We start from the raw sequence: 26,427 nt of genomic DNA on the forward strand, positions 1-26,427 counted from the left end.
AGCCCTAAGAAGAAAATCTAATATACAGATTTTATTTCTTTTCATCTACACCAATTTTAGTTTAGAAAAGCTAATGACATATTACTATTTGAACCTATTTAAATGATAAATAAATCACTAACAAGATAAGGTAAACCAATGCATCAAATGAGTGAATGGGTGCTAGTTATCATGGCAAAGTTTGGCTATCTTGGCATTATATTTGCCATGTTTGCTGAAAATGTTTTTCCACCTATACCTTCTGAGCTAATTATGCCAGCAGCAGGTTTTGCGTCAGCTAAAGGTGATTTAAATATACTATTGGTCATAGCAGCAGGTACATTTGGCAGCGTTTTAGGCGCTCTACCTCTCTACTATCTAGGATCTTTATTCAATGAAGAGCGACTAGTGATTTTTACTAAAAGGTACGGCAAATACGTGTTTATTAAGCCTGAGGATATTTTATCGTCCAATGTTTGGTTCGATAAACATGGTAAAAAAGCGGTTTTTTTTGGTCGCATGGTGCCTGGTATTCGTTCACTAATTTCCATTCCTGCAGGGATGAATAAAATGTCGCTGGTTTCTTTTGTAATATTAACGGCTTTAGGGGCAAGTATTTGGACGACAATATTGACTCTTTCAGGATTTTACTTGGGTAGAAACTATGAGGTCATTGCAGCTATGCTAGCGCCTTACTCTAAGGTTTTCTTATTACTTGCCATAGTCATGATTGTTGTTTGGCTTATTAGACGTCGACTATCTGATCAGCATAATAGTAAAACTGTTTAAAACAAAATCGATTTATGGGGAAAATGACGGTTCTTTACTTTACCGATAGATTCCTCAATATTTTATTTTAGGCATACCCCAAGGGAACCAACTGTTTCACCCTTCAAACCTATTAACAGACTACTTAAAACAGACTGCTATAATGGAACCACTTATAAAAGACTAGCCAAACACACGCCACATTATCCAAAATAACCCAGCCATAATGATAGCAATGATGAGTAGTCGCTTTGCCCAGTAGGGCAGTAGGGGTTTTTTATAGCCTAAATCATTGAGCTGACTGTCAACGCCTTCTTGTAGGCTTTGGAAGCTTTGCTCCGTTGGTGTGCTTTTTACTTTACTCTTAATCAAGCGCTCAGTATCATCTTCGACTGTTTCTCTATCAAAGTTCATGGCTTGACTAGGAATGCCTTGTTTATTAGCGATACTGTTTAATTTTTGCTGCTGCTGATTTTTGAGAGCAAGCTCGTATGCATCGATGCGAGATTTTGCAGCATCCATACTGATATTTTCGTCAGCGGCTAACGTCTTAATTGCCATGACCAGATTGCCTTTTTCGACCATCATGATAACCGTTTTCGGTAATTTTACTTTGGCAGGTTCTAAGCCTGAATCAGAATCAAACATGACTGTCCTTATTTGAGCATGATAATAAGTAGATTGGGGTATTATAACCTTGTTGTACAGTCAAAATTCAAGCAAAAAAATACCGCAGTTATCATCATATCTGCGGTACTGTTATCAATTTTATTTCATTTTAATTTATAGATCTTTCCAGCGTTGGATAGACTCTTTAATGACTTCTTTGGCTTCTTCTACGTTACCCCAAGATTCAACCACCGTTGTACCTGCTTTTTTGAGGTCTTTATAGTGACTGAAATGGAATTCTAGCTGATTGATCAGCTGCTTTGGTAAGTCCGCTAGACTGTTATAAGCGTTGCCTGTATCACGGTCGTCAGCAGGTACGACGACGATTTTGTCATCGACTTCGCCATCATCAACAAACTTCATCACACCGATGACTTTCGCTTTTAAGAAAATACCAGTCGGTAAAGGCTGTTCTGTGATGATAAGCGCATCTAACTCGTCGCCATCTTCATCAAGAGTTTGTGGGATAAAACCATAGTTGCAAGGCTTGGCAAAAATCTGTGGGTCAACACGATCAAGCTCAAATACGGCCAACTCGCGATTCCACTCAATTTTATGGCTACTACCAGCTGGGATTTCTACTACGACATTAATAATGCCGCCGTCAACATCGCCTGCGTCCAAAATTTTATTAAAATCTGCCATAAAATACTCCAATGTGCTTTTGTTATGAATGTTTGAATCGTAAAGGGTTAAAATCGGCGTCCAAGGTTCGTTACTGCGCCCAATTTGTGCCGTGTGCGATTATAACAAGTTTGAATCAAATTTTCTCACAATGCTTAAGTCTAAGCGCGCACGATATTATGCAAAAAAGGATTATACAAAAAATACCTATTTTGGCGCTAATTCACGCAATGGGATGTCTCCTGCATGACGTTTTGCGATATTGTCGATGAGCTGTTGCGTAAATTGCTCGTAGCTCAGGGTCTTTTGGTCATCGGTAAGCGGTAGGTTATTTGGCTGTATATTGGTCGCTTGGTTCATATTAACAAAATCCGCCAAACGCAACATTTGCATGCCAGCATAACCACAAGGGTTGATAGCATTAAATGCTGATAAATCACAATCTAAATTAATGGCAATACCATGGTAGCTAAAGCCATGCTTGATTTTAAAGCCAAGCGACGCGATTTTGCCAATCATAATGGTATTATCAACTTCTATCTCATCACTAGTAGGAGCGCTGTCCGTTTCTGTAGCCATATCAGCATATAGATAGACACCTGGAGCATCACGGCGGGCACGGGCGCTGATATGGTTGGTGTCAGTTGATGCTGTGCTCTTGAGACAGTCATTGACCACATCCTCAATCGCTTGCTCAGCGTGTGAGACCATATTGCGCACACTCCAGCTGATACTGTCCAAATCAAACAGCCAATACATAACCAGCTGACCATGTCCATGCCATGTTACCTGACCACCGCGATCCGTCTTAATGATAGGCGTATTAGTACGTTGCAGGATATGCTCTTCTTTACCTGCTTGCCCAAGAGTATAAACGTCATTGTGATCGACAATCCATAACTCGTCAGGCGTACGCAGTCCTTGCTCTTTTTTAAGAGCGATACGCTCTAACGTGCGTGATAACATGGCATCAAGAGTAGCCACATAATCAGCAGCAGTGAGTGACTTTGTGATGAGATTTTCATTAAGTGGTTGCGTATTAAGCGCCTGCATAGTATTTGGCATGAGAGTGGCTGTCTTATGTTTTTGTTATGTAAAATGGGCTATCTATTGTTAATATTACTGTCATTGAGTGTAGCAGTTTTCATATTGTCGCCCAAATTTTAATTTTAATTATATTGAACTGGAAAAATATAAAAGAATAAAATAGTCACAAAAGGCACCTTGTAGTGAGCAGATACGCATCGTATACAAACCCATGGGTGCATTAAAGATGCTGTTCATTCAGGAATCAATGGGCTACATTAAATGGTACTAAACAAAAGTAATATCTAAGAAAATGATGTTTTAGCCTTATTCACTATTAGGCTTTGTTGCATAGATAACACGTTTACAAGGATAATAGAGTGATATCAGTGATTTTTAGTGTCTAATAATAGCTATAGAGTCTTAAATTTGACAAAACGTGCTGACTCTCACGTATATGACAAGGAAGATATATGACAGACAGCGATCAAAACAATCAGGTTCAAGCGATGCATCCTCAATACGATGAGCACGAAGGGCTTAGTATTATCAAAACCGTGGCAGATATGCAGTCACAGTTTTCACGCATGCAAAATCTAAGCCGTACTCAGCCTATCAATGATTGGGCAACGCGTAGAGACCAACTCGATAATCTAGAGCTAATGCTGAGTGACAATCAACAGCTACTTGCTAATGCTATCAGTGCTGATTTTGGCTATCGTAGTGAATCAGAAACTCAATTTGCCGAGCTGTTTCCGAGCTTTACGGGTATCAGTCATGCCAAAAAGCACGGTAAGAGGTGGATGAAGGCGCAGCGAGTATCGATTTCAGCACTATATATGCCAGCCCATAATGAGATTTTGCCACAGCCATTAGGTGTGGTTGGTATCATGGTACCTTGGAACTATCCTTTATTCTTGGCGATAGGACCGATGATTGACGCGATTACCGCTGGTAACCGCATCATGGTTAAAATGAGTGAAGCGGCGCCGCAATTTGCGCAAACGTTTGCAGAAACCATTTCACGTTATTTTTCAGCAGATATGGTTTGTGTGGTCATCGGTGAAGTTGAGATTGCAGCGGCTTTTAGTGAGCTGCCTTTTGATCACCTGCTCTATACTGGCTCTACTGCTGTTGGTAAAAAGGTAATGGCAGCGGCAGCACCCAATCTAACACCGGTCACGCTTGAGCTCGGTGGTAAGTCGCCAGTCATAGTACTAGAGGGTGCTAACCTAGAAAATGCTGTCAATCGTGTGATGATGGGCAAGACTTTAAACGCAGGTCAAACGTGTATCGCGCCTGACTATGTACTGATTCAGCGCCAATATCATGATGAATTTGTGCGTCTGGCAAGAGAGTGGATGGAGAAACACTATCCCAATATTGAAAGCAATCCTGATTACTCGCGCATTATTAATGTTCAGCAGTTCAAGCGTGTTAAAGGCTATTTAGAGAATTTATCCAGTGAAGGTGTATATAGACTCACTGATGCGACGTCTAATCTTGAAACGCGTCTCATGCCACCGGTTATTGTCAGCGAGCCTGCGCCTGAGAGTGATTTGATGCAAAACGAGATATTTGCACCCGTTTTACCACTCATGCACTATGACACTCTTGATAATGCGATTGCATTTATTAACGCCCGTCCACGACCGTTAGCGCTATATGTCTTCGGTGATAATAGCCGTGATATCGATAAAGTACGCACCAATACGGTATCGGGCGGACTATGTATCAACGAAGTGATTATGCATGTAGCGCAGCATGACTTGCCGTTTGGCGGTGTTGGCGATTCAGGTACAGGCGCTTACCATGGTAAAGCTGGATTTGATCGTTTGAGTCATATGAAACCTATCTTTGTACAATCCAAATTGAATGGGCTAAATATATTGTTACCGCCCTATGGTGGCTTATTTAAAAAGGCAATGGCGCTGTTTTTGAAATAGTAGTTTAAAATAGTTGCCTTATTGAATAGATAGTATTTATTCACATTCATCCATCAATAGCATCTACTACAGTAGGTGCTATTTTTTTTGTCTAAAGAATCATTTGTTATCAGTGTTATAAATCGCTACACTTTGTGGTAACACTAAACGATAGTTTTGTTTGTTTTAGATAAAAATCAGTAGTAGATGATAGGCTTATTAATTGCTCAAATTAGGATAATGACAGCTATTTTCATAATAAAGATAATGAATAGGATAACGCCGTGCGCCAATGGATTGCATTTAGCTTATTGCTTATAAGCTCGCTCTTACTGTCTTTGCCAGTATCAGCTGCTGTGCCAACATGCCAAGCACCGATTAAATTTGGGGCATTGACATGGGAGAGTGGTCAGTTCACAAGCGGTATTTTAAAATACATCATTGAGAGCGGCTATGGCTGTCAGGTAGAGGAGGTGCCGGGAGCAGGTCCTGCACTTGAAACAGCATTGTCGCAAGATGATATCCAAGTCATTGGAGAGCAGTGGATAGGGCGCTCACCCATCATGACACAAGCTATTGAGCAGAATAAAGTCGCTGTCATTGGTGACACGCTTAAGGGCGGTGCAACCCAAGGTTGGTATGTTCCTAAATATGTACTGGACGAAAACCCGGGTCTACGCCGTTATCAAGATCTGCCTAAATACGCTGAGCTGTTTAAAGACCCTGAAAACCCCAGCAAATCACGCTTTATGAACTGTCCATCTGGTTGGACGTGTGAGATTTTTAATACGCGATTGCTTAAAAATACTGGCTTGGAGAGTGATTTTAATAATGCCCATCCCGGCACAGGTGCAGCCCTTGATGCCGAAATTGCCTCTGCTTTTGAGCAGCATAAGCCACTCTTATTTTATTACTGGCAGCCGACAGGTTTGATGGCAAAATACGATTTTGCCGCATTGGAATTTCCTGCCCATGATGATGCCTGCTGGCAAGACTTATTACTTGCTGATGGCACCGCTGATTGTGTGTCGGGATTCCCTGTATCGCCTTTAGGTATCGCTGTATCTACCCCGTTTATCGATGCCAATCCTGAGCTTGCAGATGTTTTCAAAAAAATCCAATTTAGCCCCGCTGAGCTTAATGGTGCTATTTTAGAGATGACTGAAAGCAAACGTAGCGGAGAAGAGCAAGCCTTTGTTTTTCTACGTGATAACCCCCAAGTTTGGCAGCAGTGGTTATCGGACGAGGCAGCTACCAACCTTGCAGCTAAATTAGGTATTAGCTTAACGGGTGCTGCTATCGTGACTGATAAAAAAGCATCTAGTACGAACCTAGCAGACCCATCATCTATCTTCCCTTCATGGTCACTTGAATCTCAACTGAATAACACCTTAGCCAGCGTCGTTCGCAATCATGGCGACGTATTCCGTACGATCAGTACCGTCGCCTTAACGTATTTATTGCTCCCTATTGAGCGCCTGTTAACGCTTATCCCTCCATGGCTAATTATTGCCCTTGTGACGGTATTGGCATGGTTTGCTGTACGCAAGATTTGGTTTGCTTTAGCATGCGGCGCTGGGTTGTTCTTGATTGGGGCATTTGGTTTATGGGGCGCGTTAATTGATACCTTGGCATTGCTCATCGTTTCAGTATGGGTGACGGTGGTTATTGGTATTCCTATCGGCATTGCCATGTCAGGAAGTAAGCTATTGCGTAAGATTGTGACGCCTATATTAGATGTGATGCAAACCATGCCAAGCTTTGTTTATCTGATACCGGTACTGATGCTGTTTGGAATCGGTAAAGTGCCAGCGCTGTTTGCCACCATTATTTATGCATTACCGCCGCTTATTCGTCTGACGACCTTAGGTATTACTCAAGTGAATCATGAAATGGTGGAAGCAGGACGCTCGTTTGGCAGTACGCATCTGCAATTACTTATTTGGATTAAGCTACCACAAGCGCTGCCCAGTATCATGGCAGGGGTAAACCAAGCCGTCATGATGTCACTGTCTATGGTGGTATTGGCGTCCATGATCGGAGCGCCAGGTCTTGGTGAAGATGTATTGCAATCTATTCAAACGCTCAATATTGGTCAAGGCTTACAAGCAGGTACGGCGATTGTCATTGTGGCGATTATCATTGACCGCATTACTCAGGCGTTTGGGCAAGGTAAGCGTGCGCGCCAAAAAACCATTGAAGCTGGTAGACGCCCGATTGGTTAACGATTATTTGCAGACATAATAATGCCTTGTGTCGGTTTTAAAATAACTCAACTACATCAATCAATCTTAATAGATAAAAATTCTAAAAATAAAAACAAAGAGAACGACAATGAATCATATTCAGCTAGAAAATATCAGTAAGATATATAACGCCAGTCACGCACAAGCAAAAATGGCATTGGCATTGCTGGCTGAGGGTATGGATAGTATTGCGGTAAAAGAGCAAACCGGCTATTCGGTCGGGCTTTATGATATTAATTTGGCGGTCAAAGCAGGTGAGCTGCATTGTATTATGGGGTTGTCAGGCTCCGGCAAGTCAACCTTGATACGTCATATCAATCGTCTGATTGATCCAACCAGTGGCAAGATATTGGTAAACACGGCTATCAATGCTAAAAACTCTGTGACTAAAATAGTATCTAACTCAGTAGTTACAAATAAAGATGCCTTGCTAATAGAGAAAGGAGAACCCTCTTCTGCTATTAATATCTTAGCGCTCAATGATAAAGAGCTTCAGCACTATCGTCAGCAAACGGTCAGTATGGTGTTTCAGCATTTTGGTCTGGTACCTCATATGACCGTCATTCAAAACGTCGCCTATGGCTTGCGGGTGCGAAAGATGAGTATCAAGGAGCGTCATGAGGTGGCTCGGCACTGGCTGAATGAAGTTGGTCTATCCAATCTAGAGCGTAGCTATCCCGATGAGCTGTCAGGAGGCATGCAGCAACGCGTTGGGCTGGCACGTGCTTTGGCAATGGACAATCCTATATTGCTCATGGATGAAGCCTTTTCGGCGCTCGATCCTTTGATTCGCGCTCAACTACAGGAGCAGTTATTAGAGCTACAAGCACGATTGAATAAGACGATCGTGTTTATCACCCATGATATTGACGAAGCCATCAAGGTAGGTCAGCGTATTAGTATTTTGAATGGTGGACGTTTGGTGCAAACAGGCACACCAAGCGACTTACGTCATAATCCCACTGATGAGTATGTCGCTAGATTTATGGGTGCTAAGCAGTAGGTGTATATAGTCGATTCATTTTAAAAAAGATACAGTGCTATGGGCTATAATTTTTTCTTGCTTGCTGTTCGCAGGCGTGACAGAGGCTGCAAAAAATTTATAGCCAATAGCACGTTATTACAATCGTATCGCTTTTATTTTGAACTGACTATATAGCGACTTGTGTCATCATCATCATTATTTTATCAAAAAGACAGTTCGACTAAATTCTTCTATCACTCTACTATTTCCATGCTGTTAAAAAAGTGTAGCAGGGCGCCTTTTACTATTAAAAAAAACTCCATTATCAGTATATACTATTAAGATACTCTAATATAGCAGTCATACTTAAAGCATGTCATATCTTTATCTAAGCTGAAGCCACTATAGGTACAGATACAGCATTAGGTTTCAACTCTAGCCTCACACTCTATTTATATTTTGTCTTATAGCTTTTACTAAGCCTGACTCACCCTTTTACAGTATGTTTATCGCTCCAAAACCTTTACTCATTTACTTTAACTAATAGCGCAAGAAGACCATAAGCTGCCCTATAACCTTTAGCTTATGGTCGTAAGACTTCGTCAAAAGGATCTCTCATGCCACATAAAAAAAACCATCATGACGCGAATAATCATAATCATAATACTAATAGTCATGAAAATAAGAACGCTAATGATTTAGAGACAGCCTCACCGCATGCTGCGTCACGTTGGTTAAAGAATATCAGTGCGTTTGGTGTCACGACGGTCTTGAGTGCCGGTATATTGGTAGCGTGTGGACAGATGAGTAGTGCAGAGAATAACGTCAGTAGTAGCACAAGCAAGCAAAATAGCGGGGTAAAAAGCTCACGTGATATGTTGCCATCCGATATGCTCAAAACAATGCAAGCATTGCCGCAGTTGACTAAAGGTTTGGGCAAAAATGGCGCTGCTGTGATTGACCCTAATAAACCCACCTTGGTTAAGTTTTGGGCGAGCTGGTGCCCATTATGCTTAGGGACTCTAGCAGAAACTGAAGAATGGCGCACGGATCCTAAATTTTCTGGTTTAAATGTCGTCACTGTGGCAAGTCCCGGTCATCTGAATGAAAAAGCCGATGGCGAATTCAGCACTTGGTATGCTGGCGTGCAAGCCGATTACCCTAAGCTTCCCGTATTGATTGATGCCTCAGGTGAGCTGATTAATACGCTTGGCGTACAGGTTTATCCAAGCTGGGCAATACTCGATAAAAACGGTAATTTGGTGCATTTGGTCAAAGGTAATATGTCAGCAGAGCAAGCCTATGCCCTTGCTGAGAATGCCAGTAATGATTTTTCTGAACTCAAAGCTGGTAGTGCTAAGCCTGCAAATGTACAAACATTAGATAACAACAGTAAAATTGAGACTATTAAGCAAAAAGATGGCGTTTATTATAATGATAAGGGTAAGTCGATTAATACCCGCTCAATCTATCTAGCAGGTGGCTGTTTCTGGGGCGTAGAAGCCTATATGGAGCGAGTCGATGGTGTCGTAGATGCTGTATCAGGTTATGCCAATGGCGACACAGTCAACCCAAGCTATGAGCAAGTAATCCGTGGTTCAGGGCATGCCGAAGCAGTTAAAGTCACTTATGATGCGGATAAAACCGACCTTGATACGATTTTAAAGTATTATTTCCGCGTGGTTGATCCAACCAGCTTAAACAAGCAAGGTAATGATCGCGGTGTACAGTATCGTTCAGGCGTTTATTACACGGACAAAGCAGATAAAGCGGTAGTTGATGCTGCAATTAAGCGTGTACAAAGCCAATATAAGCAAAAGGTAGTCGTTGAAAACAAAATATTGGACAACTTTTACTTAGCTGAGATGTATCATCAAGATTATCTAGCGAAAAATCCGAATGGCTATTGCCATGTTGATTTAAGCCTTGCTGATGACAAGCCTGAAGACACGGCACGTACTAAGCTTGCACCAGTAACTACTGTCGCTGAGACGTTAGATCCTAAGCGTTATGCTGGGTTTGATAAAGGCGCGCTAAAAAATACGTTGACCAAAGCACAATATGATATCACTCAAGATGCAGGCACTGAGCGGGCGTTTAGTCATGAATATGACAACTTGTTTGCACCCGGTATCTATGTCGATGTGGTCAGCGGTGAGCCTTTATTTTTATCAACCGATAAATATGCTTCAGGCTGCGGTTGGCCAAGTTTTACCAAGCCAATTGATAAGCAAGTGATTACTCAGCATGACGATACGGCATTTAATATGGTACGCACTGAGATTCGTTCACGAGTAGCGGATTCGCATCTGGGTCATGTGTTCCCTGATGGTCCAAAAGACCGTGGCGGTCTGCGTTATTGCATCAATGGCGGGGCATTGCAGTTTATCCCAGTCAATGTGATGCCTCAGTCAGGCTATGCGCCACTAGTGAAGTTGGTTAAACCTGCGAAACCTTAGTAAATAACATGGTTTAATAATTTTATAAAAAAGACGTTAAGAGTATTCTTAGCGTCTTTTTTATAGGTGATAGGCGGCTAATAATGTGATGAATACTGCTATGAATCGTAGTAATTTTGCTGCAATCCATAGTGAACTCTGAAAAATAATCTAAAGTTCGTTATACTCAAACGCTTGTGATTGTTCTATCAGTAATATATATAGTCAAAATACTCTAGAAACGCTACGGTACTGCTGGTACAAATTTTTTGTAGACTCTGTCTGCGTAGGCACAGCAAGCAAGAAAAATTGATACCAGCAGTACATAATGTGTCGATATTACTTTTCATTGACTATATCGTTATGTCCATCTATTTGTCGATTGCTTCGTTTAGCGATTTTTCATTTTTGTATTTAAGGCTGTAACATGACCGTTACCCATACTTCTCCTACTTTTGAGCCTATTATTACCTCGTTACTTGATAACGACTTGTACAAATTTACTATGCTACAAGCCATGCTACATCAGTTTCCTCAGACCCATGGTGTCTACCGCTTTCGCTGCCGTAATAACAAAGATGCCGCTTATCCACTTGCTGATATTAAAGAGCAATTAGAGCAGCAACTAGACAGCTTATGTGAATTGCGATTTTTAGAAGATGAACTAGAATACTTACGTGGCTTGCGCTTTATGCGTTCAGACTTCGTTGATTACTTGGAATTGTTTAAATTAAAACGTCGTTTTATCACGGTGACTACTGATGACAAAGGTCGTCTATTTATCGATATCGAAGGTCCGATGATTCAGGCCATGTTCTTCGAAGTATTCGTACTAGCCATTGTCAATGAGCTATATTTTAAAGTATTAACGGATGCAAGTGTGCTTGAAGAAGGGCAGCGCCGCTTAGAGAAGAAAGTAGAGTTGTTACATCGTTATGCTGCCGAACAAGCAGACAATAGCCGTGATATTCCTCCTTTTATCGTTGCTGATTTTGGTACACGTAGACGGTTTAATAAAGACTGGCAAGCTCATGTGGTTGAGACTTTGCACAAAGCTGAGCCAAATATAGTGGGCGGCACGTCCAACGTTTATTTGGCAAAAAAGCTTGGCATGACGCCCATTGGTACGATGGCACATGAGTTTATGCAGGCATTTCAGGCACTGGATGTGCGCCTACGTGATTCGCAAAAAGCGGCGCTTGAAGCGTGGGTACACGAGTATCGCGGTGATTTGGGTATTGCGCTGACTGACGTCGTCGGCATGGATGCGTTCTTACGCGATTTTGACTTGTATTTTGCCAAGCTTTTTGATGGTTTGCGTCATGATAGCGGCGACCCGTATCTTTGGGGTGATAAGGCGATTGCTCATTATCAAAAGCTAAAAATAGATCCAAGAACCAAAGTGTTAACTTTTAGTGATGGCTTGGATCTGAATAAGGCGTGGGATTTGCATCAGTATTTTAAAGGTCAAATCAAAACCAGCTTTGGTATTGGCACCAATCTCACCAACGATATGGGCATCACGCCATTGAATATTGTTCTGAAATTGGTTGAATGCAACGGTCAGCCAGTGGCTAAACTGTCTGATAGTCCAGGCAAGACAATGATCAATAATGATACCTATCTTGCCTATCTGCGCCAAGTGTTTGAAGTTGACGAGCCTGAATAGCTTTCATTAAAAGCCATTTAGGCACGACAAAACGGCTATTTAGCTCTCGCTTGCAACCGTTTCGTTTTCTTCAGAAAATGCGGCATCTAATGCTTGTTGTACTGCGTTAATACGAGTCTCGCAAATGCGATAAGCGGCAATCGATTCTTCAACAGTGGTCATGAGATTATCAATATCAGGCTCATCTTGTTGCTGCAATTCAGCAGCATTGGTTTTTAAGATATCGTAGGCCGCCTTAAAAGTTTTTGGGGCGGCTTTTTTGCGTTTACGTATAGGGGTAGTCATAAGGTTTCCTAATATCTAAAGTAAAAGTAATAAATAATTGTGAAATATTATTATGGGGTTAAGTTGAAGCTTCTGTAAATTCTGTGGGCTTCTTATCCATTTTAATGTCAATGATTTGTGCTTTTGCTTTACCGTCTTTTAGGACGATATGAATGGTCTGCTCCGGGTAAAGCTGGTTGCTACTGGTCAGTATTCGTTGGTCCTGTTCATCAGTCAGCATGCTATAGCCTTGCTTAAGCACGCGAGACGGTCGATGCAAGAGTACAATATCACGCAGATGTGCGCTATCACGCTGCGCTTGTATTAACTGCTGCTGAGCACTTTGCATAATAATTTTCTGATGATTTTTACTATAAGTAGAGGCGAGTGAAAGTTGTTGATAAGCAGAGGCTTGAGTCTGTATATGCAGCTCGCTTGCTTGTCTGGCAGCTTGTTTCACTTGACGATGTGCACTTTGTTGGATACTACGCCACGCATAAACACTGTCTTTTTGTAGTGCCGTTAATTGACCAATGGTTTGCGATTGTATTTGGCTCAATTGGCGCGCAGTTTGTTGTTCAGCTGTATTTAATTGACGCTGCGCTGCTTGTTTGATTTGCATTTGATATTGCAGTGTCTGAGTGACCAGCTGTGCTAAATGCGCCATGATAGCCGCAATGACTTTTGATGGCGTATCAAAGCTAGTATGAGCCACTTCATCTAAGATAACTTTGTCACGCTCATGACCAATCCCAACCCAAACAGGGACAGGCTGCTCAGCGACTAAAGCAGCAAGCTCATAATCGTTAAGGTAAGCCAAATCACCAACAGCGCCGCCACCACGGATAATTACTAATAAATCTGGCAGGCGCTGATAAGTATTTTCAAATTGCTGCCGAGCACTGATGATTGCTTGACGAATCTCCGCTGGGGCATGATTACCTTGAAAAGTGGCGTTATGATAATGGAAATGACAAGCGCCTGTACTAGCGAGTCTATTGGCGTCCGCTTGAAAATCGCCTAGCCCTGCGGCTTTTTCAGGAGCGATGACCAACACATGCTCGATATCAAACGGAGTTGGCAACTGCTGATTCAGGTTTAATAATCCTTCACCTGCCAAGCGGTCAACCATCTCAGCATATTGACGCGCTAAATCGCCTAACGTATAGCTTGGGTCAATATCTTCAATGGTGAGAGAGAAGCCGTATTGCGCATGGAAACCTGCCGATACCTTTAATAAAACCGTCAAATCACGATCCAGTGGCATACCCGTTGCGCGCTCAAACTTGGCTAAAACCCGCGCCGCTTTAAAGCGCCAAAGGTTACCACGGCAGCTGGCAATGACTTTGCCGTCGTCATCTTTTTCTGCCAATTCAAAATAATAATGCCCACCTTTGCTAGATAAATTTCGTATCTCAGCTTTGACCCAAACACGGTGATTAAAAGTTTGCTTGATCACCATATCGACCGCTGATAAGTAATCACTAAGGCGCAGGACAGTATCTTCTAAGTTATTTTCTACACTGTTTTCTTGTTCTGCCAACTCTGCCTCCAAGGTCGCTAAATCTTTGGCAGGCGCTAATACTTTAGTGTGCTTGGTATTTGACAGGTTGGGTTTGCGCATAATAATAGACCAAAGATAGTGAGGGCTTAGAGACGGGTTAGGTGACGTAAAAGATAAGATAGGGTAGTTTAACCTAAAAGCCTCTACACAAAAAGCAAAGCCAACAAGCAGCGATTGATATTGTATCTTTATCGCAAGCTTATTGGCTCTAAGTTATCGCTAATACACTACATATATAACTGCAGCTTTATGACATGACTTACTGACAGCGGAAACTGATCATATACTCATAGTCATCATCACGTGATAAATTTGGTGAGCCTGTGCCAAGGATGGTACCGAGCACGGCACTCGCTTGACCAATCATGCGCCCTGTACTCTCATTTAAGATGCCATTATATTTCACTTGATCCTCAACGATAATCACTTGTTTGCCTCGGCAAGTAGTCTTAGCACTATCTAGTGCGTTTTGCTGAGCTTTTATCTTGGTCTTGGCAATACCAGTTGTTTCATAAATAGAGTTGGCACGTTGAATAACTGGCGATGAAGGCGTGGTTTGACAGGCACTCAAAGTGAGGGCAGCGACTAAGGTGGCTGCTAAGGTAGCCGTTTTATTAAAAGTCTTCATAAGGGTTTCCTAATTCCGGTAAAGTAAAAATGAAAGCATGAACCTAAAAGTGACACACAAATACGTTAAAGCTTTTATCAAACGATGAATTTACCCTATTGATATATTGAGTGTCTAGACGGTTATTGTGTTCGATATTGCGCTTGTATTACCTACCGAAATAGACAGCTATAAAGGTGCGCTAAGTTTGCCCAAAAGTCATAAGTAATGTCTGTCTGAAGCAATATCTGTCTGCTATATTTTTTTGACAATTTTCTATGATTAATAGTAAAAATTCGACAGATAGCGGCAATACACAGCAAATCACTTGAAATATAAACCATATCTAGGATAATTGAGCTATTCATTCTTAACTAATAAGTATTATATGCAATTGATTCCCGCTCCTGCTGGCGTGTTAGAAGTTGACGCGCTTTGGCAACAAGACAATTCTAATGATCCAAATACGGATACCGTTGCGCTGCTTTGCCATCCCAATCCGTTGTTCGATGGCACGATGAATAATAAAGTGGTGACGACCATGTACCGCTTTGCTCGTGATAATGGTATGCACGTAGTACGTTTTAACTTTCGTGGTGTTGGACAATCGACCGGTGAGCATGATTATGCTGATGGGGAAGTAGTTGATGCAATGACCGTGCTACAATGGATTGCTGAGCAAACTCCGGCACGAAAATTATGGCTTGGTGGTTTTTCATTCGGCGGTTATGTGACAGCGCGTGTGGCTGAGCAAGTGCTAGTGTCGCCGCACATATGGGGACTGGGTGATTTTGAGATATCTAAGATTGCTCTCATTGCTCCCTCAGTCGAAAAAAATGACAGCAGTGATATAGATTTACCTGCTGATAAAACCTTTGAGATTTATGGTAATGCGGATGAAGTCATCGACCCTGATAATATGCAAGAATTTGCTGATCGACTGGGCATTCCTGTGAGCGTTGTTAATGGCGCAGGACACTTTTTCCATGGGCGCTTGTCTGAGCTGAAAAAGCTTTTGGAGCAGCATACGTATAACGGCGACATATAGTATTAGCTACAGATCGCTTGATACTCTTTAAGCTACTTAAAATAGCTTTGCGCTAATCAGTATTGTTAAGAGTTAACGGATTATTTTTACAACCTTAAGCTGTGTTAACCTAAAGAATGGTTATGATAAGCCATTCTGATAAACCAGTTGCTACTATCTCAGTGTAAAAATCATAAGTTAGTAGCGATTGTCGGTATTAATACTTTATTCTGATATTTATTTTGTTTAATGATGAGTCGTATTATGAGTTTATCTCCCTTACAGCGTTATGAGCAAGCCATCAGCACGGATGAGTTTACTCGTGATGAGCAGCAGTATTTGGCGATGAGTTACTTGGATGGTCTTTACCATCAGCTCAATGATAACGCGGTACAGAAAAAAGGCTTTTTTAGTTTTTTAAAAGCAAAACCTGTTGCACCCAAAGGTTTGTATATGTGGGGCGGGGTAGGACGTGGTAAAACATGGATGATGGATATGTTTTATGATTCATTGACCATTGAGCGCAAGATGCGTCAACATTTTCATCATTTTATGCAGCGGGTACATCAAGAGCTACATAAGCTGCAAGGCGAGAGCGACCCGTTAGAAAAAGTCGCTGATATCATCTATGCTGAAGCGGTGATTATCTGTTTTGATGAGTTTTTTGTCTCTAACGTCTCTGATGCGATGATTTTGGGTGATTTGTTCACCATGCTATTCAATCGCGGTATTACCTTGGTAGCGACATCAAATATTGAGCCATCTGGACTCTATAAAGATGGCTTGCACCGAGATCGCTTTATGCCAGCTATTGCCGAAGTTGAAAAGCATACCAGCGTTATGAATATCGACTCCGGTATTGATTATCGCTTGCGTGTACTGCAACAAGCCGAGTTATACGAGTCGCCCATGACAAAAGCCAATCATCACTGGCTCGCCAACCGTTTTGCTAGCTTGTCTAACAATCAAAAATTCAGTAATGAGCCTATCACTGTTAATGGTCGTGAAATCAGGATTAATGCGCGTACCGATGACATCTTATTTTGCGACTTCCGTCATTTATGCATGGAGCCGCGGTCGGCATCTGATTTTATTGAAATCGCTAAGCAGTTCAGCACTGTACTTATCAATGCAGTGCCAGCGCTCGATGATGATTTGCGGGATCCAACACGACGTTTTATTTATTTAGTCGATGAGTTTTATGATCGCCGTGTCAAATTATTGGTGCGCGCCCAACAGCCGATTCTTGAATTATATCAAGGACAAAAACTGGCGTTCGAGATTGAACGTACACGTTCGCGCCTGCTTGAGATGCAGTCAGAAGATTATCTGAAAATGGAGCATCGTACTGAAGATTCGGATGCAGCATAGATTTTATTCAATTCTTTAAATATTAAAAACCAGTTGTTGTCCAATACTGTTGGCTACTCTATAACAATATAGCAGCAGCTGGTTTGCTTCTACTTATATCCCATAAAACTATAATAATATTACCTATAATAGGCAAATGTGCCTAACTGCTAAACACTTATAATAATGAATAAGGATAGACCATGAGTACCTCTGAAAAGAGTCACGACCATAATAATGATGAGCCAAACAATACCGAAAGTCCGATAGTAACCAACTCACAAGTGACCGATGAACAACTGATCAATTGGATTAAATCGAGGCGCAGTATTGGTAATCTGAGTATCCCTGCACCGACAGAAAGCCAGATAAAAGCCGCTATCGATTGTGCAGTGACAGCCCCAGATCATAAGAAACTACAGCCGTGGCGCTTTATCGTCACACAGGGTAATGCTCGTCATGAGCTAGGTCGTGCATTTTTGGTGGCAGCTGAAGCCAAAGCAGCACAAGAAGGCGATACCCTATCTGAAAAAGATCGGCAAAAAACTTATAATATGCCATTACGTGCACCCGTTATTATTACTGTCGTCACACAAATGCAAGCGCATAAAAAAGTACCACCCTTTGAACAAATGCTTAGTGCGGGTGCGGCGGTTCAAAACCTTATCTTAGCGCTAAAGGCACAAGGTTTTAGTACGGTGTGGCGTACTGGGTTACTTTGTAATGAGCCTGCTGTTAAAGCATATTTTGATATAAGTGCAGATGATTATGTCACGGCTTTTGTTTATACCGGCAGCAGCCCTTGTGACATGCCAACGCGCAAGCCGATTGATATTGAACCACTGACGCGCTTTGAGCAATAAAAGTCTTTATTGAGTAATATAGTGGGCAACCAAGAGCGTAGCTAAGTAATGACTTAACGAGAATGGCTGTTTGGCTGAGCTAGTAGCCTAAAGAATACTGTTAATTTGTACAAATAATTGTTCATACATTTTGCTGCGCTCACTGTATACTCAGCATAAATGAATTTATCACAAAGTCAGTCAATTCGGATAAAACATATGATAAGCGCTAATGACAAAAGCACAGATACCAACGTAGACAGCACACAAGCTGAGCAAAAAATAGCTGAAAAACAAAATAAATTGTTGTCTGGTATCATTGATCGTGCCACCAAATCTAGTCTTGGACGTAAAAAGTTAAATCCAAGTGTGGTGGAATCTGCCGTAGCAAAAAAAATGGAAGAGATACATAAAAATCCGACCAAGCTGCGTTTAGTGGTATTAGGCGGCGGTAGCTTTGGCACCGCCATGGCAAACTTAGCGGCACGCAATGGCTGCGATACCACGCTGTGGGTGCGCAACAAGCGTACGGTTAAAGCGATGGCAAAATCGCAAATGAATAAAAAATACCTGCCAGGCTATAAGCTTGATGACCGCCTAAAATACAGTCATGAGCTGCAAGCCGCAGTCAAAGATACGGATATTATCTTCATTGCCGTACCGGGATTGGCGTTTCGCGAAACGCTTAAAAGTATCGCCCCTTTTATTAGTGGGCAGTCTATTGTTTCTTTGACCAAAGGGATGGAAAAAGACACTTTTTCTCTGATGAGTGATATCATCAAAGACGAGCTACCTGAAGTAAATTTTGGCGTGATGTCGGGTCCAAATCTTGCTATAGAAATCATGAAAAATATGCCATCTGCTACGGTAATCGCTAGTGAATCTGAACCATTACGTCATGCCGTACAAGCGGCATTACATAGTGCATTCTTTAGAGTATTTGCTAGTGATGATATCCGCGGTGTTGAGCTTGGCGGTGCGCTAAAAAATATTTACGCCATTGCTATGGGTATGGCAGCTGCTTACGAGGTTGGTGAAAATACCAAAGCGATGATATTGACCCGTGGCTTAGCAGAGATGAGTCGCTTTGGTGTACATGCTGGTGCCAATCCGCTTACCTTTTTAGGGCTATCAGGTGTGGGGGATTTATATGCCACTTGTAGCTCGGAGTTAAGTCGTAATTATCGTATCGGTAATATGCTTGGTCGTGGTATGACGATTGATGCAGCGGTCAAAAAATTGGGACAAACTGCTGAAGGGGTGAATACCATTCAGCAAGTACATGAAAAAGCCACTAAAGAAGGCATTTATATGCCTATTACTCATGCGTTATACGCCGTCATTTATGAAGACAAAGCGGCGCTTGGTGTTGCCCTGCATTTGATGGAAGCAGGCTTTCGTAGTGATGTTGAATTTGTCATGGAGCACGACCACAGTAATGCTTCGCTGACCGCGCAAATGCAAACTGCAAACAGTCAATCAAAAGAGGATAAAAGTAAGCAGGGTAATAAGTAATAAGAGGTTGTTAGCGCAATAGCAATAGTGTGTCACTGAAAGAGAGTTACTTATAATTTGCACTGGCGATATAACAACAATAAAAAAGGCTGATAACTTATGAAAATTATTTTGATGCGCCATGGTCAAGCAGAAGACGAGACGCGTCCCGATAGCGCCCGCCAGCTGACGGATTTTGGTCAGCAGCAAGCAAAGCAGACCGCAAAATATATCACTACGCATTATCATCCCGATTATTTTTTGGTCAGTCCTTATGTGAGGGCACAGCAAACACTGGCAGAACTACAGGCACAATTGCCTACTGTTCCATCGAGCATACAAGACAATCTCACACCGTCTGACGATGCGCGTCAAGCGTTGAATGAGATTGCTGACATTGAAGCTAAGTGTCTGGTGGTGGTTTGTCATATGTCTATTGTTGCTTATATCGCGGGGTTACTAACCAATGACTATCCTGAGTCTTTTGCTTTGGCCGAAACACGTGTGTTTGAGATGGATTTTGTGATGGCAGGTATGGCACGCGAGATTGCCCGCTTTGTACCGGATCAGCCTTATTAATCTAGGTTATTATTGATGGTTAATAATAGTGCTGCTGTTGATGGTCCTAGATCATCTGCATTTTAGCTAAACGATAGCTTTGATATATTATAGCTTTAATAATTGAGGACACATTTGGTGTTACATGTTTGGTTAAGAGCGCAGCACAGTCCACTAGCGGTCTGGCATGAAGACAGTCAACACTGGCAGTTGGTCGAGGGTTGGCAGCAGCTACAGGATATCTATAGTCGCTATAAAGCAAATAGCCAAAAAGCCATTTGTCTTTATTTTCCGTCTACTCATATGTTACAGGTCGATACGGAGCTAAACAGCACTCAGCTTAAGCAGTTAGGCAGTAGTGGCAAGCAGTACTTATTTGAAGAGACTTCTTTAACGCCTGTTGAGCAATTGGCTATTCGGCAAATGAGTCATAACAACACCCATCATCTGTATGCGCTGGCACAAAGTGATATCGAGTTATGGCAACAGAGCGCAAAGCTTGCTGACATGAATATCGTTGCTTTATTGCCTGATTTTCTATTACTGCCATTGCCAGAAGAAGGGGCTGGGCAGCAAATTACCCTATATCAAGACAAAGAAACCGTGTTGCTTCGCCAATCTTTATATCAAGGTATGGCAGTCAGCTATTTACCGCTAATCTTTGAGCGTTTTCCGCATTTAAGCGAGGTTTTGATAGTACCTGCCATTGATGACACTGTTTACGATACCGGCTACGTTTCTGACATTATTGCTACTGATATCATTACGACTGATAATGAGCTTGCTAATCGAACTGAGATTGAAAACTCTATAGCAGCAGGCAGCTTTACCGCGATTACAGCTGACATGATAGCTGAGCACCAACTGTTATTAACCACACTAGTGACGACGCCAAAACCACTTGATAACGCAGAGCGTCATACGCTGAACTTTTTCGTTAAGTCCACGAATTCGCAGTTGTCACCTTATCTTCGTGTGGCGCTGATGGTGGCGTTATCGGCACTGGTATTGCAGATGGCGACCGATGCGGTGCATTGGTATAAATATAATGAGGCAACAATTGCGACTAAGACTGAGATTGCGACACAATATCAGTCTTGGTTTCCAAATGAGCCACTCAGTACGCGTACCAAACTACAAGTTCAATTAGAACCAAAATTGCGTAGCGATAGCCAAGCACCGGCGTCACACATGGCAGTGCTTTCGCGTATATCCCCTTTGATTAAACAGTCATCATTAAAGGCGCAAGCATTGGTTATGCAGCCTTCAGCACTTAGCTTTACGTTGATTGCTCCTGATCGCGGCAGTCTTGATCAGTTTACAGCTACACTCGTCGCGCAAGGTTTAACGGCAAAACTAGAGCAAGTGAATGGCAATGAGCAAGGGCAGTTTAGCGGTCAAGTAACGGTCAATGTCATAGAAAACAACAGCAGTGTCGGCAATAAAGGGTAATGATGAAAATACTAAAGCGCCGTACCAAACGTAGCTCAACGATGCTGCAGACAAGTGCATTATCAGCGCGAATAACAGGCTATCAAAACCTGCTATTTGTACGCTGGCAAGCATTGTCTTCTCGTGACCAGTTGGCTTTGCTATTACTGTCTGCTTTTTTACTATTGTTTGTCGGCGGTTATGGCGGTTATAGCATTCATCAGGCAGCCAATAATAGCAAAATCGAGTACCAAGAACAGGTTGCTGATTATTTTTGGTTGCGTGCTCAAGCAGGTAATATCGATAGTAATGCGTTAGCGGCTGCCAATACTACTGATGGTGCAGAGGTAATACCTGCTGCTAGTAGTGTCAATGCGCTGTTGACTAACTCAGGCATTGTAGATGCGCAAGTAATTGCTAATGGTGAGACGGTACAACTGAGCTTTAACAATCCGAGTCAAGCAGTGGTGAGTGCTGCCCTTGGTAAGCTTGAACAACAAGGCTGGCAGTTCACTCAGTTGTCTATGCAGCAAGATTTTCTCACTAAAGCGATTCAGGTTCAGGCTACCGTTACCTCATCATAAATGGGCAAGGGACATGGGGCATTATGGGGATAAATTTTACTCAAAATTAGTCAATAGCTTTTATACTAACAAACCCATTTATACAACAGACCTTATTGAAAAAGTACTTCTTAGACACTATAAAATAGCTATAACAAATGTTTCACTTTAAAATTCATGCCTCATTTATGTGTAGGGTTTTATAATCAGCACAATATGCTATGTATGCCATGACAGGTGATCATATAAATAATCCGATGAGTGACAATATGAATAATAAACAAAGCCGCTCTTTAGTAACGTATAACCACATTACGTATTTATTATATGTACTCAGTTATTTTACTGCCGGTTTGCTGTGGATTGTGCCTATCTTTATGAATTATGCCAAACGTCGTGATGCTGATGGCACATGGCTTGCCACGCACTTTGACTGGCAAATTAAAACATTTTGGTACAGCATCGTATGGTTTATCGTGGGTATTGGCATCATCACTTTTGCTCTTGGTAGTTTTGGCGTTAGTATGATGGCGGATAGCGGTAATATCGCTGTCGGCTCGGTATTACTAGCAAGCATTGGTTTTATTATTATGGGTGTTGCCTTTATTTGGCATTTATACCGTATCGTGCGAGGCTGGATTGCTCTGGCGGATGGTCGACCTGTCCCTTAATAATTGAGCTATATCTTACTATAGAGAGTAGCTATCTATAGTCGATTCCAAATAAAATAGATACGCTATATTGCAACGCGGAACTGGAATAAATTTTTCTGGCGTGCTATGCCTACGCCGACAGAGGCTGCGTAAAATTTATTCCAGTCCCGCTGTACCGTTTTAATACTGAATTCACTATATATTCTCTATAGTAAAATTGGCTGATGAAACTTTGGTCTTATTTCGACTAAGCTGATATAATCGCTGCGCTTGACCACATTGGTTTTCTTTATTCATTTTCACTTTCAAGCAGGGTCTGTCGTTACTATGTCTTATGCCTTACTTCGCCCTTTTTTGTTTAATATGGACCCTGAACACGCGCATGAAATGACCTTATCCTTATTGGATAAAGCTCATAAAGCGCGTGTTTTAGGTTTGGTTTATGGTCAATCTATGCAGCCAACTGATTGCATGGGCTTGCAGTTCTCTAATCCTGTTGGTCTCGCTGCTGGGCTAGATAAAAACGGCGATTATATTGACGCCTTAGCTGAGCTTGGTTTTGGCTTTATCGAAGTAGGTACAGTCACGCCAAAGCCGCAAGCCGGTAATGATAGACCGCGTTTATTTAGACTCAAACAAGCAGACGCCATTATTAACCGTATGGGTTTTAACAATGAAGGTGTCGACTACCTCATTGAAAATGTGCAGCGCTGTAAATACAAAGGCAATATCGGCATTAATATCGGTAAAAACGCTGCAACGCCAGTTGAAAAAGCGGCTGATGACTATGTTTACTGCTTAGAGCGTGTTTACCCACATGCTTCCTACATCACTGTCAATATCTCTTCGCCAAATACCGCAAATTTACGTGACCTGCAAAGCGGAGAGGCATTAACCCATCTGTTAGATGTGATCAAAAACCGCCACAGTCAATTGGCAACAGAATACGGTTTTTATGTGCCATTGGTTCTTAAGGTCGCGCCTGATTTAGATCCAATACAGGTAGATTATATCTCTCAGCAACTGCTGGATTTCGAGATTGATGGTTTGATTGCGACCAATACCACGTTGAGCCGCGTAGGCGTTGAAGATTTGCCCGATGGCGATCAAGCAGGTGGTTTATCAGGTCGTCCGGTCAGCCACATTAGTACGCAGATTTTACAACAATTCTCTGATCAGCTGGATGGTAAAGTGGCATTGATTGGGGTCGGCGGTATCGATAGTGGCGCTAAAGCCGTCAAGAAAATCGAAGCGGGCGCAGATATGGTTCAGCTTTATTCAGGGCTTATTTATAAAGGGCCTGGGCTTGTACAGTCTTGTATACAGTCTATCGGTGGTTATTACGACGCGATGGAAAATTAATTTAAGCTATATGGGTTACATTAAAAGTATGAAGGCTTGTTATCTAATACTTAATTCAACACTTGATACGAAAGATATAAAGTAACGAGGCGGTATACATGAGTGGTTTAGACATTGTGATTGCTGTTGTGGTGCTAATAGGCTTATGGCGCGGCTTTCAAGTGGGTCTGATTAAGACGGCAGTTGGTTTGGTCGGTTGGTTTATCGCTCTTATTGCAGCAAGTCGATTGGCCGCTTCCATAGCACCGCAGTTATCGAGTATCATCCAGAACCCTGTCTTACAGATGGCTGCTGCTTTTTTATTGGTAGTGATTGCGATATTGGCTATCATGCACTTGGTTGCCTTTGTCTTTTCAGGTGTCTTAAAAACCTTACGTTTGGGTGTACTTGATAAGATGGCAGGTGGCCTATTAGGTGCTGCTAAAAATGTGCTGATGGTTTTGGTGATTCTTAGTATTAGTGCGCCACTATTGGTACAAATGCCGCAGTGGCAGACATCCGTACTGGCACCTGAGCTGTTACCTTATGCACCTGTCGGTAAAGCGCTCGTCTCAGATATGTTTGGGATGGCTTGGGATCAGGTCAATCAATCATAAGGGTTGAATAAAAAGCTATTCAACCGCATCTAATATTCGTAAAATACCATCCATCAATTATCAGTGCTTAATTATTAGCTTAATCATCAACCGTTTGTGTCATAGATCATTCTCTTCTTAAAAAGATTTTAATCTTAGCAAACATCATCAGCTTGGCGGCATATGATAGGTCACAAACTAAAGCGACTTTATCAGAAGTGATGCCGTTATTGTGTTTTTAATGTGTGGTTCAAATTCAAAATAGGATACAACTATGTGTGGAGTCGTTGGGGTCGCAGCTCATGAGCCGGTCAACCAAATTTTGTATGATGCCTTAACCATGTTGCAGCACCGTGGGCAAGATGCGGCAGGTATTGTGACTTTACAGGATGGACGTTTATATTTACGCAAAGAAAACGGCATGGTACGTGACGTTTTTATGAATCGCCATATGTTAAAGCTGGTCGGTAAATTCGGTATCGGTCATGTGCGTTATCCGACTGCTGGCACGTCAAGCAGTGCTGAAGCGCAGCCTTTTTATGTCAACTCGCCTTACGGTATCACGCTGGCACATAATGGTAACTTGACCAATGCTGAGAGCTTGGCGAAGTCGCTTTATCAAGAAGATCGTCGTCATCTAAATACCGACTCAGATTCTGAGGTTTTGCTCAATGTGCTGGCACATGAAATGCAAAATCTAGGCAAAACCCATCCAACGCCTGCTGACATCTTTGAAGCAGTGACAGCGGTTTATGGCCGTGTTGAAGGCGCTTATGGCGTAGTCGCTTTGATTACTGGTCATGGTTTGCTAGCATTTCGCGATCCAAACGGCATTCGTCCGCTTATCTTTGGTAAGCGCATGGCAGCTAATGGCGGCACAGAATATATGGTGGCATCAGAATCGGTTGCTCTGACCGGTTCAGGTTTTAGTATTGTTCGTGATGTTAAGCCAGGCGAAGCTATATTTATTGATTTAGACCATAAATTGCATACGCATCAGTGCGTTGAGCAAAAAGAATATACACCTTGTATCTTTGAATATGTGTATTTTGCCCGTCCAGATTCTATTATGGACAATATCTCCGTTTATAAATCACGCCTACGTATGGGTGAAAAACTGGCCGATAAAATCCTTGCTGAATGGGGTGAAGATCATGATATCGATGTGGTCATTCCTATCCCTGATACCTCGCGTACCTCAGCGATGGAGCTAGCGCTAAAGATGAATATCAAGTACCGTGAAGGGTTTATGAAAAACCGCTATATCGGTCGCACCTTTATCATGCCAGGTCAGCAGCAGCGCAAAAAGTCAGTGCGTCAAAAGCTAAGTGCAGTGCCACTTGAGTTTAAAGGCAAAAACGTACTCTTGGTTGATGATTCAATCGTGCGCGGTACTACGTGCCATGAGATTATCCAAATGGCACGTGATGCAGGCGCGCGCAAGGTATTCTTTGCCAGTGCAGCGCCACCGGTTAAGTATCCAAATGTCTATGGTATTGATATGCCAGTGCGTAGCGAACTTATCGCCTCAGGACATAGCGTTGAAGAAGTGCGTGATATCATCGGTGCTGACCGCTTAATTTTCCAAGATTTGGACGATTTGATTGAAGCGGTCAAAGACACTAAGCATAGTAAAGTTGAAGGTTTTGATTGTGCCGTATTTAATGGCTGCTACATCACTGGTCAAATCAATGAAGCGTATCTTGAGCATCTGCAAGAGCAGCGTAACGACACTGCTAAAAAGGGTAAAAAAGGGGTACAAATAGTCGCTGATACGCCAGTAGATATGATGGGTGTAGAAGAACTTTAAGCTTCTTTATATCTTAAAA

At 42.2% G+C, this 26,427-nt stretch carries 23 protein-coding genes; 17 read left to right on the forward strand and 6 right to left on the reverse strand.

Annotated elements, in window-relative coordinates:
- Positions 1 to 138 precede the first annotated feature (138 nt).
- Positions 139 to 768, forward strand: coding sequence for a DedA family protein (locus VLA57_RS09345; protein ID WP_133104168.1), 630 nt, complete (start codon positions 139 to 141; stop codon positions 766 to 768).
- A gap of 162 nt (positions 769 to 930) precedes the next feature.
- On the opposite strand, the gene VLA57_RS09350 is transcribed toward VLA57_RS09345, so the two are convergent.
- From VLA57_RS09350 to lipB, 3 genes are all read right to left on the reverse strand, one after another.
- The gene (locus tag VLA57_RS09350; RefSeq protein ID WP_133104169.1) at positions 931 to 1,395 is read right to left on the reverse strand and encodes a hypothetical protein; all 465 of its coding nucleotides are present in this window, start codon (positions 1,393 to 1,395) and stop codon (positions 931 to 933) included.
- 135 nt (positions 1,396 to 1,530) lie between these two features.
- Positions 1,531 to 2,061 (reverse strand): inorganic diphosphatase, encoded by a 531-nt coding sequence (locus tag VLA57_RS09355; RefSeq protein ID WP_133104170.1) that lies wholly within the window; start codon positions 2,059 to 2,061, stop codon positions 1,531 to 1,533.
- Between the two features lie 186 nt (positions 2,062 to 2,247).
- The gene (lipB, locus tag VLA57_RS09360) at positions 2,248 to 3,105 is read right to left on the reverse strand and encodes a lipoyl(octanoyl) transferase LipB (RefSeq protein ID WP_133104171.1); all 858 of its coding nucleotides are present in this window, start codon (positions 3,103 to 3,105) and stop codon (positions 2,248 to 2,250) included.
- Positions 3,106 to 3,539: 434 nt separating this feature from the next.
- On the opposite strand from lipB, the gene VLA57_RS09365 reads away from it, so the two are divergent.
- The 5 genes from VLA57_RS09365 (at position 3,540) to pncB (ending at position 12,308) form a co-directional block, all read left to right on the forward strand.
- The gene (locus VLA57_RS09365) at positions 3,540 to 5,012 is read left to right on the forward strand and encodes a coniferyl aldehyde dehydrogenase (protein WP_133104172.1); all 1,473 of its coding nucleotides are present in this window, start codon (positions 3,540 to 3,542) and stop codon (positions 5,010 to 5,012) included.
- 263 nt (positions 5,013 to 5,275) lie between these two features.
- Complete coding sequence (locus VLA57_RS09370) at positions 5,276 to 7,216, forward strand: glycine betaine ABC transporter substrate-binding protein (RefSeq protein WP_333954837.1); 1,941 nt, start codon at positions 5,276 to 5,278, stop codon at positions 7,214 to 7,216.
- A 109-nt stretch (positions 7,217 to 7,325) separates the two neighbouring features.
- Positions 7,326 to 8,240 (forward strand): ATP-binding cassette domain-containing protein, encoded by a 915-nt coding sequence (locus VLA57_RS09375; RefSeq protein WP_133104173.1) that lies wholly within the window; start codon positions 7,326 to 7,328, stop codon positions 8,238 to 8,240.
- Between the two features lie 578 nt (positions 8,241 to 8,818).
- Positions 8,819 to 10,660, forward strand: coding sequence for a bifunctional peptide-methionine (S)-S-oxide reductase MsrA/peptide-methionine (R)-S-oxide reductase MsrB (gene msrAB / locus VLA57_RS09380; protein ID WP_133104174.1), 1,842 nt, complete (start codon positions 8,819 to 8,821; stop codon positions 10,658 to 10,660).
- A 406-nt stretch (positions 10,661 to 11,066) separates the two neighbouring features.
- The gene (gene pncB, locus VLA57_RS09385; protein ID WP_133104175.1) at positions 11,067 to 12,308 is read left to right on the forward strand and encodes a nicotinate phosphoribosyltransferase; all 1,242 of its coding nucleotides are present in this window, start codon (positions 11,067 to 11,069) and stop codon (positions 12,306 to 12,308) included.
- A 39-nt stretch (positions 12,309 to 12,347) separates the two neighbouring features.
- Here pncB and xseB read toward each other — a convergent pair whose 3' ends face one another.
- The 3 genes from xseB to VLA57_RS09400 form a co-directional block, all read right to left on the reverse strand.
- Positions 12,348 to 12,593 (reverse strand): exodeoxyribonuclease VII small subunit, encoded by a 246-nt coding sequence (gene xseB / locus VLA57_RS09390; RefSeq protein WP_133104176.1) that lies wholly within the window; start codon positions 12,591 to 12,593, stop codon positions 12,348 to 12,350.
- A 58-nt stretch (positions 12,594 to 12,651) separates the two neighbouring features.
- Positions 12,652 to 14,196 carry an exodeoxyribonuclease VII large subunit gene (gene xseA, locus VLA57_RS09395; protein WP_133104177.1) on the reverse strand — a complete coding sequence of 515 codons (1,545 nt, stop codon included), beginning with the start codon at positions 14,194 to 14,196 and terminating at the stop codon, positions 12,652 to 12,654.
- Between the two features lie 199 nt (positions 14,197 to 14,395).
- On the reverse strand, positions 14,396 to 14,764 hold the full coding sequence (locus VLA57_RS09400) for a hypothetical protein (protein WP_011513429.1): 369 nt from the start codon (positions 14,762 to 14,764) through the stop codon (positions 14,396 to 14,398).
- Positions 14,765 to 15,131: 367 nt separating this feature from the next.
- Between VLA57_RS09400 and VLA57_RS09405 the strand changes: the two genes are divergently transcribed.
- The 11 genes from VLA57_RS09405 to purF all read left to right on the forward strand — a co-directional run bounded on the left by VLA57_RS09405 (position 15,132) and on the right by purF (position 26,408).
- Positions 15,132 to 15,791: an alpha/beta hydrolase gene (locus VLA57_RS09405; protein ID WP_133104178.1), complete on the forward strand. Its 660-nt coding sequence runs from the start codon at positions 15,132 to 15,134 to the stop codon at positions 15,789 to 15,791.
- A 243-nt stretch (positions 15,792 to 16,034) separates the two neighbouring features.
- Positions 16,035 to 17,141 carry a cell division protein ZapE gene (gene zapE, locus VLA57_RS09410; protein WP_020443299.1) on the forward strand — a complete coding sequence of 369 codons (1,107 nt, stop codon included), beginning with the start codon at positions 16,035 to 16,037 and terminating at the stop codon, positions 17,139 to 17,141.
- 182 nt (positions 17,142 to 17,323) lie between these two features.
- Entirely contained in the window at positions 17,324 to 17,983 is a 660-nt protein-coding gene (locus tag VLA57_RS09415) for a nitroreductase family protein (RefSeq protein WP_133104180.1), read from the forward strand.
- A 198-nt stretch (positions 17,984 to 18,181) separates the two neighbouring features.
- On the forward strand, positions 18,182 to 19,477 hold the full coding sequence (locus tag VLA57_RS09420) for an NAD(P)H-dependent glycerol-3-phosphate dehydrogenase (RefSeq protein ID WP_133104181.1): 1,296 nt from the start codon (positions 18,182 to 18,184) through the stop codon (positions 19,475 to 19,477).
- Between the two features lie 99 nt (positions 19,478 to 19,576).
- Positions 19,577 to 20,035, forward strand: a complete 459-nt coding sequence (gene sixA / locus VLA57_RS09425; protein WP_133104182.1) for a phosphohistidine phosphatase SixA — start codon at positions 19,577 to 19,579, stop codon at positions 20,033 to 20,035.
- 117 nt (positions 20,036 to 20,152) lie between these two features.
- A complete protein-coding gene (gene gspL, locus VLA57_RS09430) occupies positions 20,153 to 21,466 on the forward strand; it encodes a type II secretion system protein GspL (protein ID WP_133104183.1) in 1,314 nt (437 codons plus the stop codon).
- Positions 21,467 to 21,468: 2 nt separating this feature from the next.
- Positions 21,469 to 22,029 (forward strand): type II secretion system protein GspM, encoded by a 561-nt coding sequence (gene gspM, locus VLA57_RS09435; protein ID WP_133104184.1) that lies wholly within the window; start codon positions 21,469 to 21,471, stop codon positions 22,027 to 22,029.
- A gap of 248 nt (positions 22,030 to 22,277) precedes the next feature.
- Positions 22,278 to 22,679: a DUF4870 family protein gene (locus VLA57_RS09440; RefSeq protein WP_227500764.1), complete on the forward strand. Its 402-nt coding sequence runs from the start codon at positions 22,278 to 22,280 to the stop codon at positions 22,677 to 22,679.
- Positions 22,680 to 22,988: 309 nt separating this feature from the next.
- The gene (locus VLA57_RS09445) at positions 22,989 to 24,023 is read left to right on the forward strand and encodes a quinone-dependent dihydroorotate dehydrogenase (RefSeq protein WP_133104186.1); all 1,035 of its coding nucleotides are present in this window, start codon (positions 22,989 to 22,991) and stop codon (positions 24,021 to 24,023) included.
- A gap of 98 nt (positions 24,024 to 24,121) precedes the next feature.
- Positions 24,122 to 24,619, forward strand: coding sequence for a CvpA family protein (locus VLA57_RS09450; RefSeq protein ID WP_133104187.1), 498 nt, complete (start codon positions 24,122 to 24,124; stop codon positions 24,617 to 24,619).
- Positions 24,620 to 24,872: 253 nt separating this feature from the next.
- Positions 24,873 to 26,408 (forward strand): amidophosphoribosyltransferase, encoded by a 1,536-nt coding sequence (purF, locus tag VLA57_RS09455; protein ID WP_020443308.1) that lies wholly within the window; start codon positions 24,873 to 24,875, stop codon positions 26,406 to 26,408.
- Positions 26,409 to 26,427: the final 19 nt, after the last annotated feature.

It is taken from the genome of Psychrobacter sp. S4(2024) (assembly GCF_036861305.1).
GTDB classification, from domain to species: Bacteria; Pseudomonadota; Gammaproteobacteria; order Pseudomonadales; family Moraxellaceae; genus Psychrobacter; species Psychrobacter cryohalolentis.

What these genes read in the sequence shown, in the direction of transcription:
- VLA57_RS09350 (WP_133104169.1), bottom strand. Translation starts at nt 1,395, where the DNA reads ATGTTTGATTCTGATTCAGGCTTAGAACCTGCCAAAGTAAAATTACCG.
- VLA57_RS09415 (WP_133104180.1), top strand. Translation starts at nt 17,324, where the DNA reads ATGAGTACCTCTGAAAAGAGTCACGACCATAATAATGATGAGCCAAAC.
- VLA57_RS09355 (WP_133104170.1), bottom strand. Translation starts at nt 2,061, where the DNA reads ATGGCAGATTTTAATAAAATTTTGGACGCAGGCGATGTTGACGGCGGC.
- xseB (WP_133104176.1), bottom strand. Translation starts at nt 12,593, where the DNA reads ATGACTACCCCTATACGTAAACGCAAAAAAGCCGCCCCAAAAACTTTT.
- VLA57_RS09420 (WP_133104181.1), top strand. Translation starts at nt 18,182, where the DNA reads ATGATAAGCGCTAATGACAAAAGCACAGATACCAACGTAGACAGCACA.
- xseA (WP_133104177.1), bottom strand. Translation starts at nt 14,196, where the DNA reads ATGCGCAAACCCAACCTGTCAAATACCAAGCACACTAAAGTATTAGCG.
- zapE (WP_020443299.1), top strand. Translation starts at nt 16,035, where the DNA reads ATGAGTTTATCTCCCTTACAGCGTTATGAGCAAGCCATCAGCACGGAT.
- VLA57_RS09450 (WP_133104187.1), top strand. Translation starts at nt 24,122, where the DNA reads ATGAGTGGTTTAGACATTGTGATTGCTGTTGTGGTGCTAATAGGCTTA.
- purF (WP_020443308.1), top strand. Translation starts at nt 24,873, where the DNA reads ATGTGTGGAGTCGTTGGGGTCGCAGCTCATGAGCCGGTCAACCAAATT.
- sixA (WP_133104182.1), top strand. Translation starts at nt 19,577, where the DNA reads ATGAAAATTATTTTGATGCGCCATGGTCAAGCAGAAGACGAGACGCGT.
- gspM (WP_133104184.1), top strand. Translation starts at nt 21,469, where the DNA reads ATGAAAATACTAAAGCGCCGTACCAAACGTAGCTCAACGATGCTGCAG.
- VLA57_RS09440 (WP_227500764.1), top strand. Translation starts at nt 22,278, where the DNA reads ATGAATAATAAACAAAGCCGCTCTTTAGTAACGTATAACCACATTACG.
- msrAB (WP_133104174.1), top strand. Translation starts at nt 8,819, where the DNA reads ATGCCACATAAAAAAAACCATCATGACGCGAATAATCATAATCATAAT.
- VLA57_RS09365 (WP_133104172.1), top strand. Translation starts at nt 3,540, where the DNA reads ATGACAGACAGCGATCAAAACAATCAGGTTCAAGCGATGCATCCTCAA.
- VLA57_RS09405 (WP_133104178.1), top strand. Translation starts at nt 15,132, where the DNA reads ATGCAATTGATTCCCGCTCCTGCTGGCGTGTTAGAAGTTGACGCGCTT.
- VLA57_RS09345 (WP_133104168.1), top strand. Translation starts at nt 139, where the DNA reads ATGCATCAAATGAGTGAATGGGTGCTAGTTATCATGGCAAAGTTTGGC.
- lipB (WP_133104171.1), bottom strand. Translation starts at nt 3,105, where the DNA reads ATGCCAAATACTATGCAGGCGCTTAATACGCAACCACTTAATGAAAAT.
- pncB (WP_133104175.1), top strand. Translation starts at nt 11,067, where the DNA reads ATGACCGTTACCCATACTTCTCCTACTTTTGAGCCTATTATTACCTCG.
- VLA57_RS09445 (WP_133104186.1), top strand. Translation starts at nt 22,989, where the DNA reads ATGTCTTATGCCTTACTTCGCCCTTTTTTGTTTAATATGGACCCTGAA.
- VLA57_RS09375 (WP_133104173.1), top strand. Translation starts at nt 7,326, where the DNA reads ATGAATCATATTCAGCTAGAAAATATCAGTAAGATATATAACGCCAGT.
- VLA57_RS09400 (WP_011513429.1), bottom strand. Translation starts at nt 14,764, where the DNA reads ATGAAGACTTTTAATAAAACGGCTACCTTAGCAGCCACCTTAGTCGCT.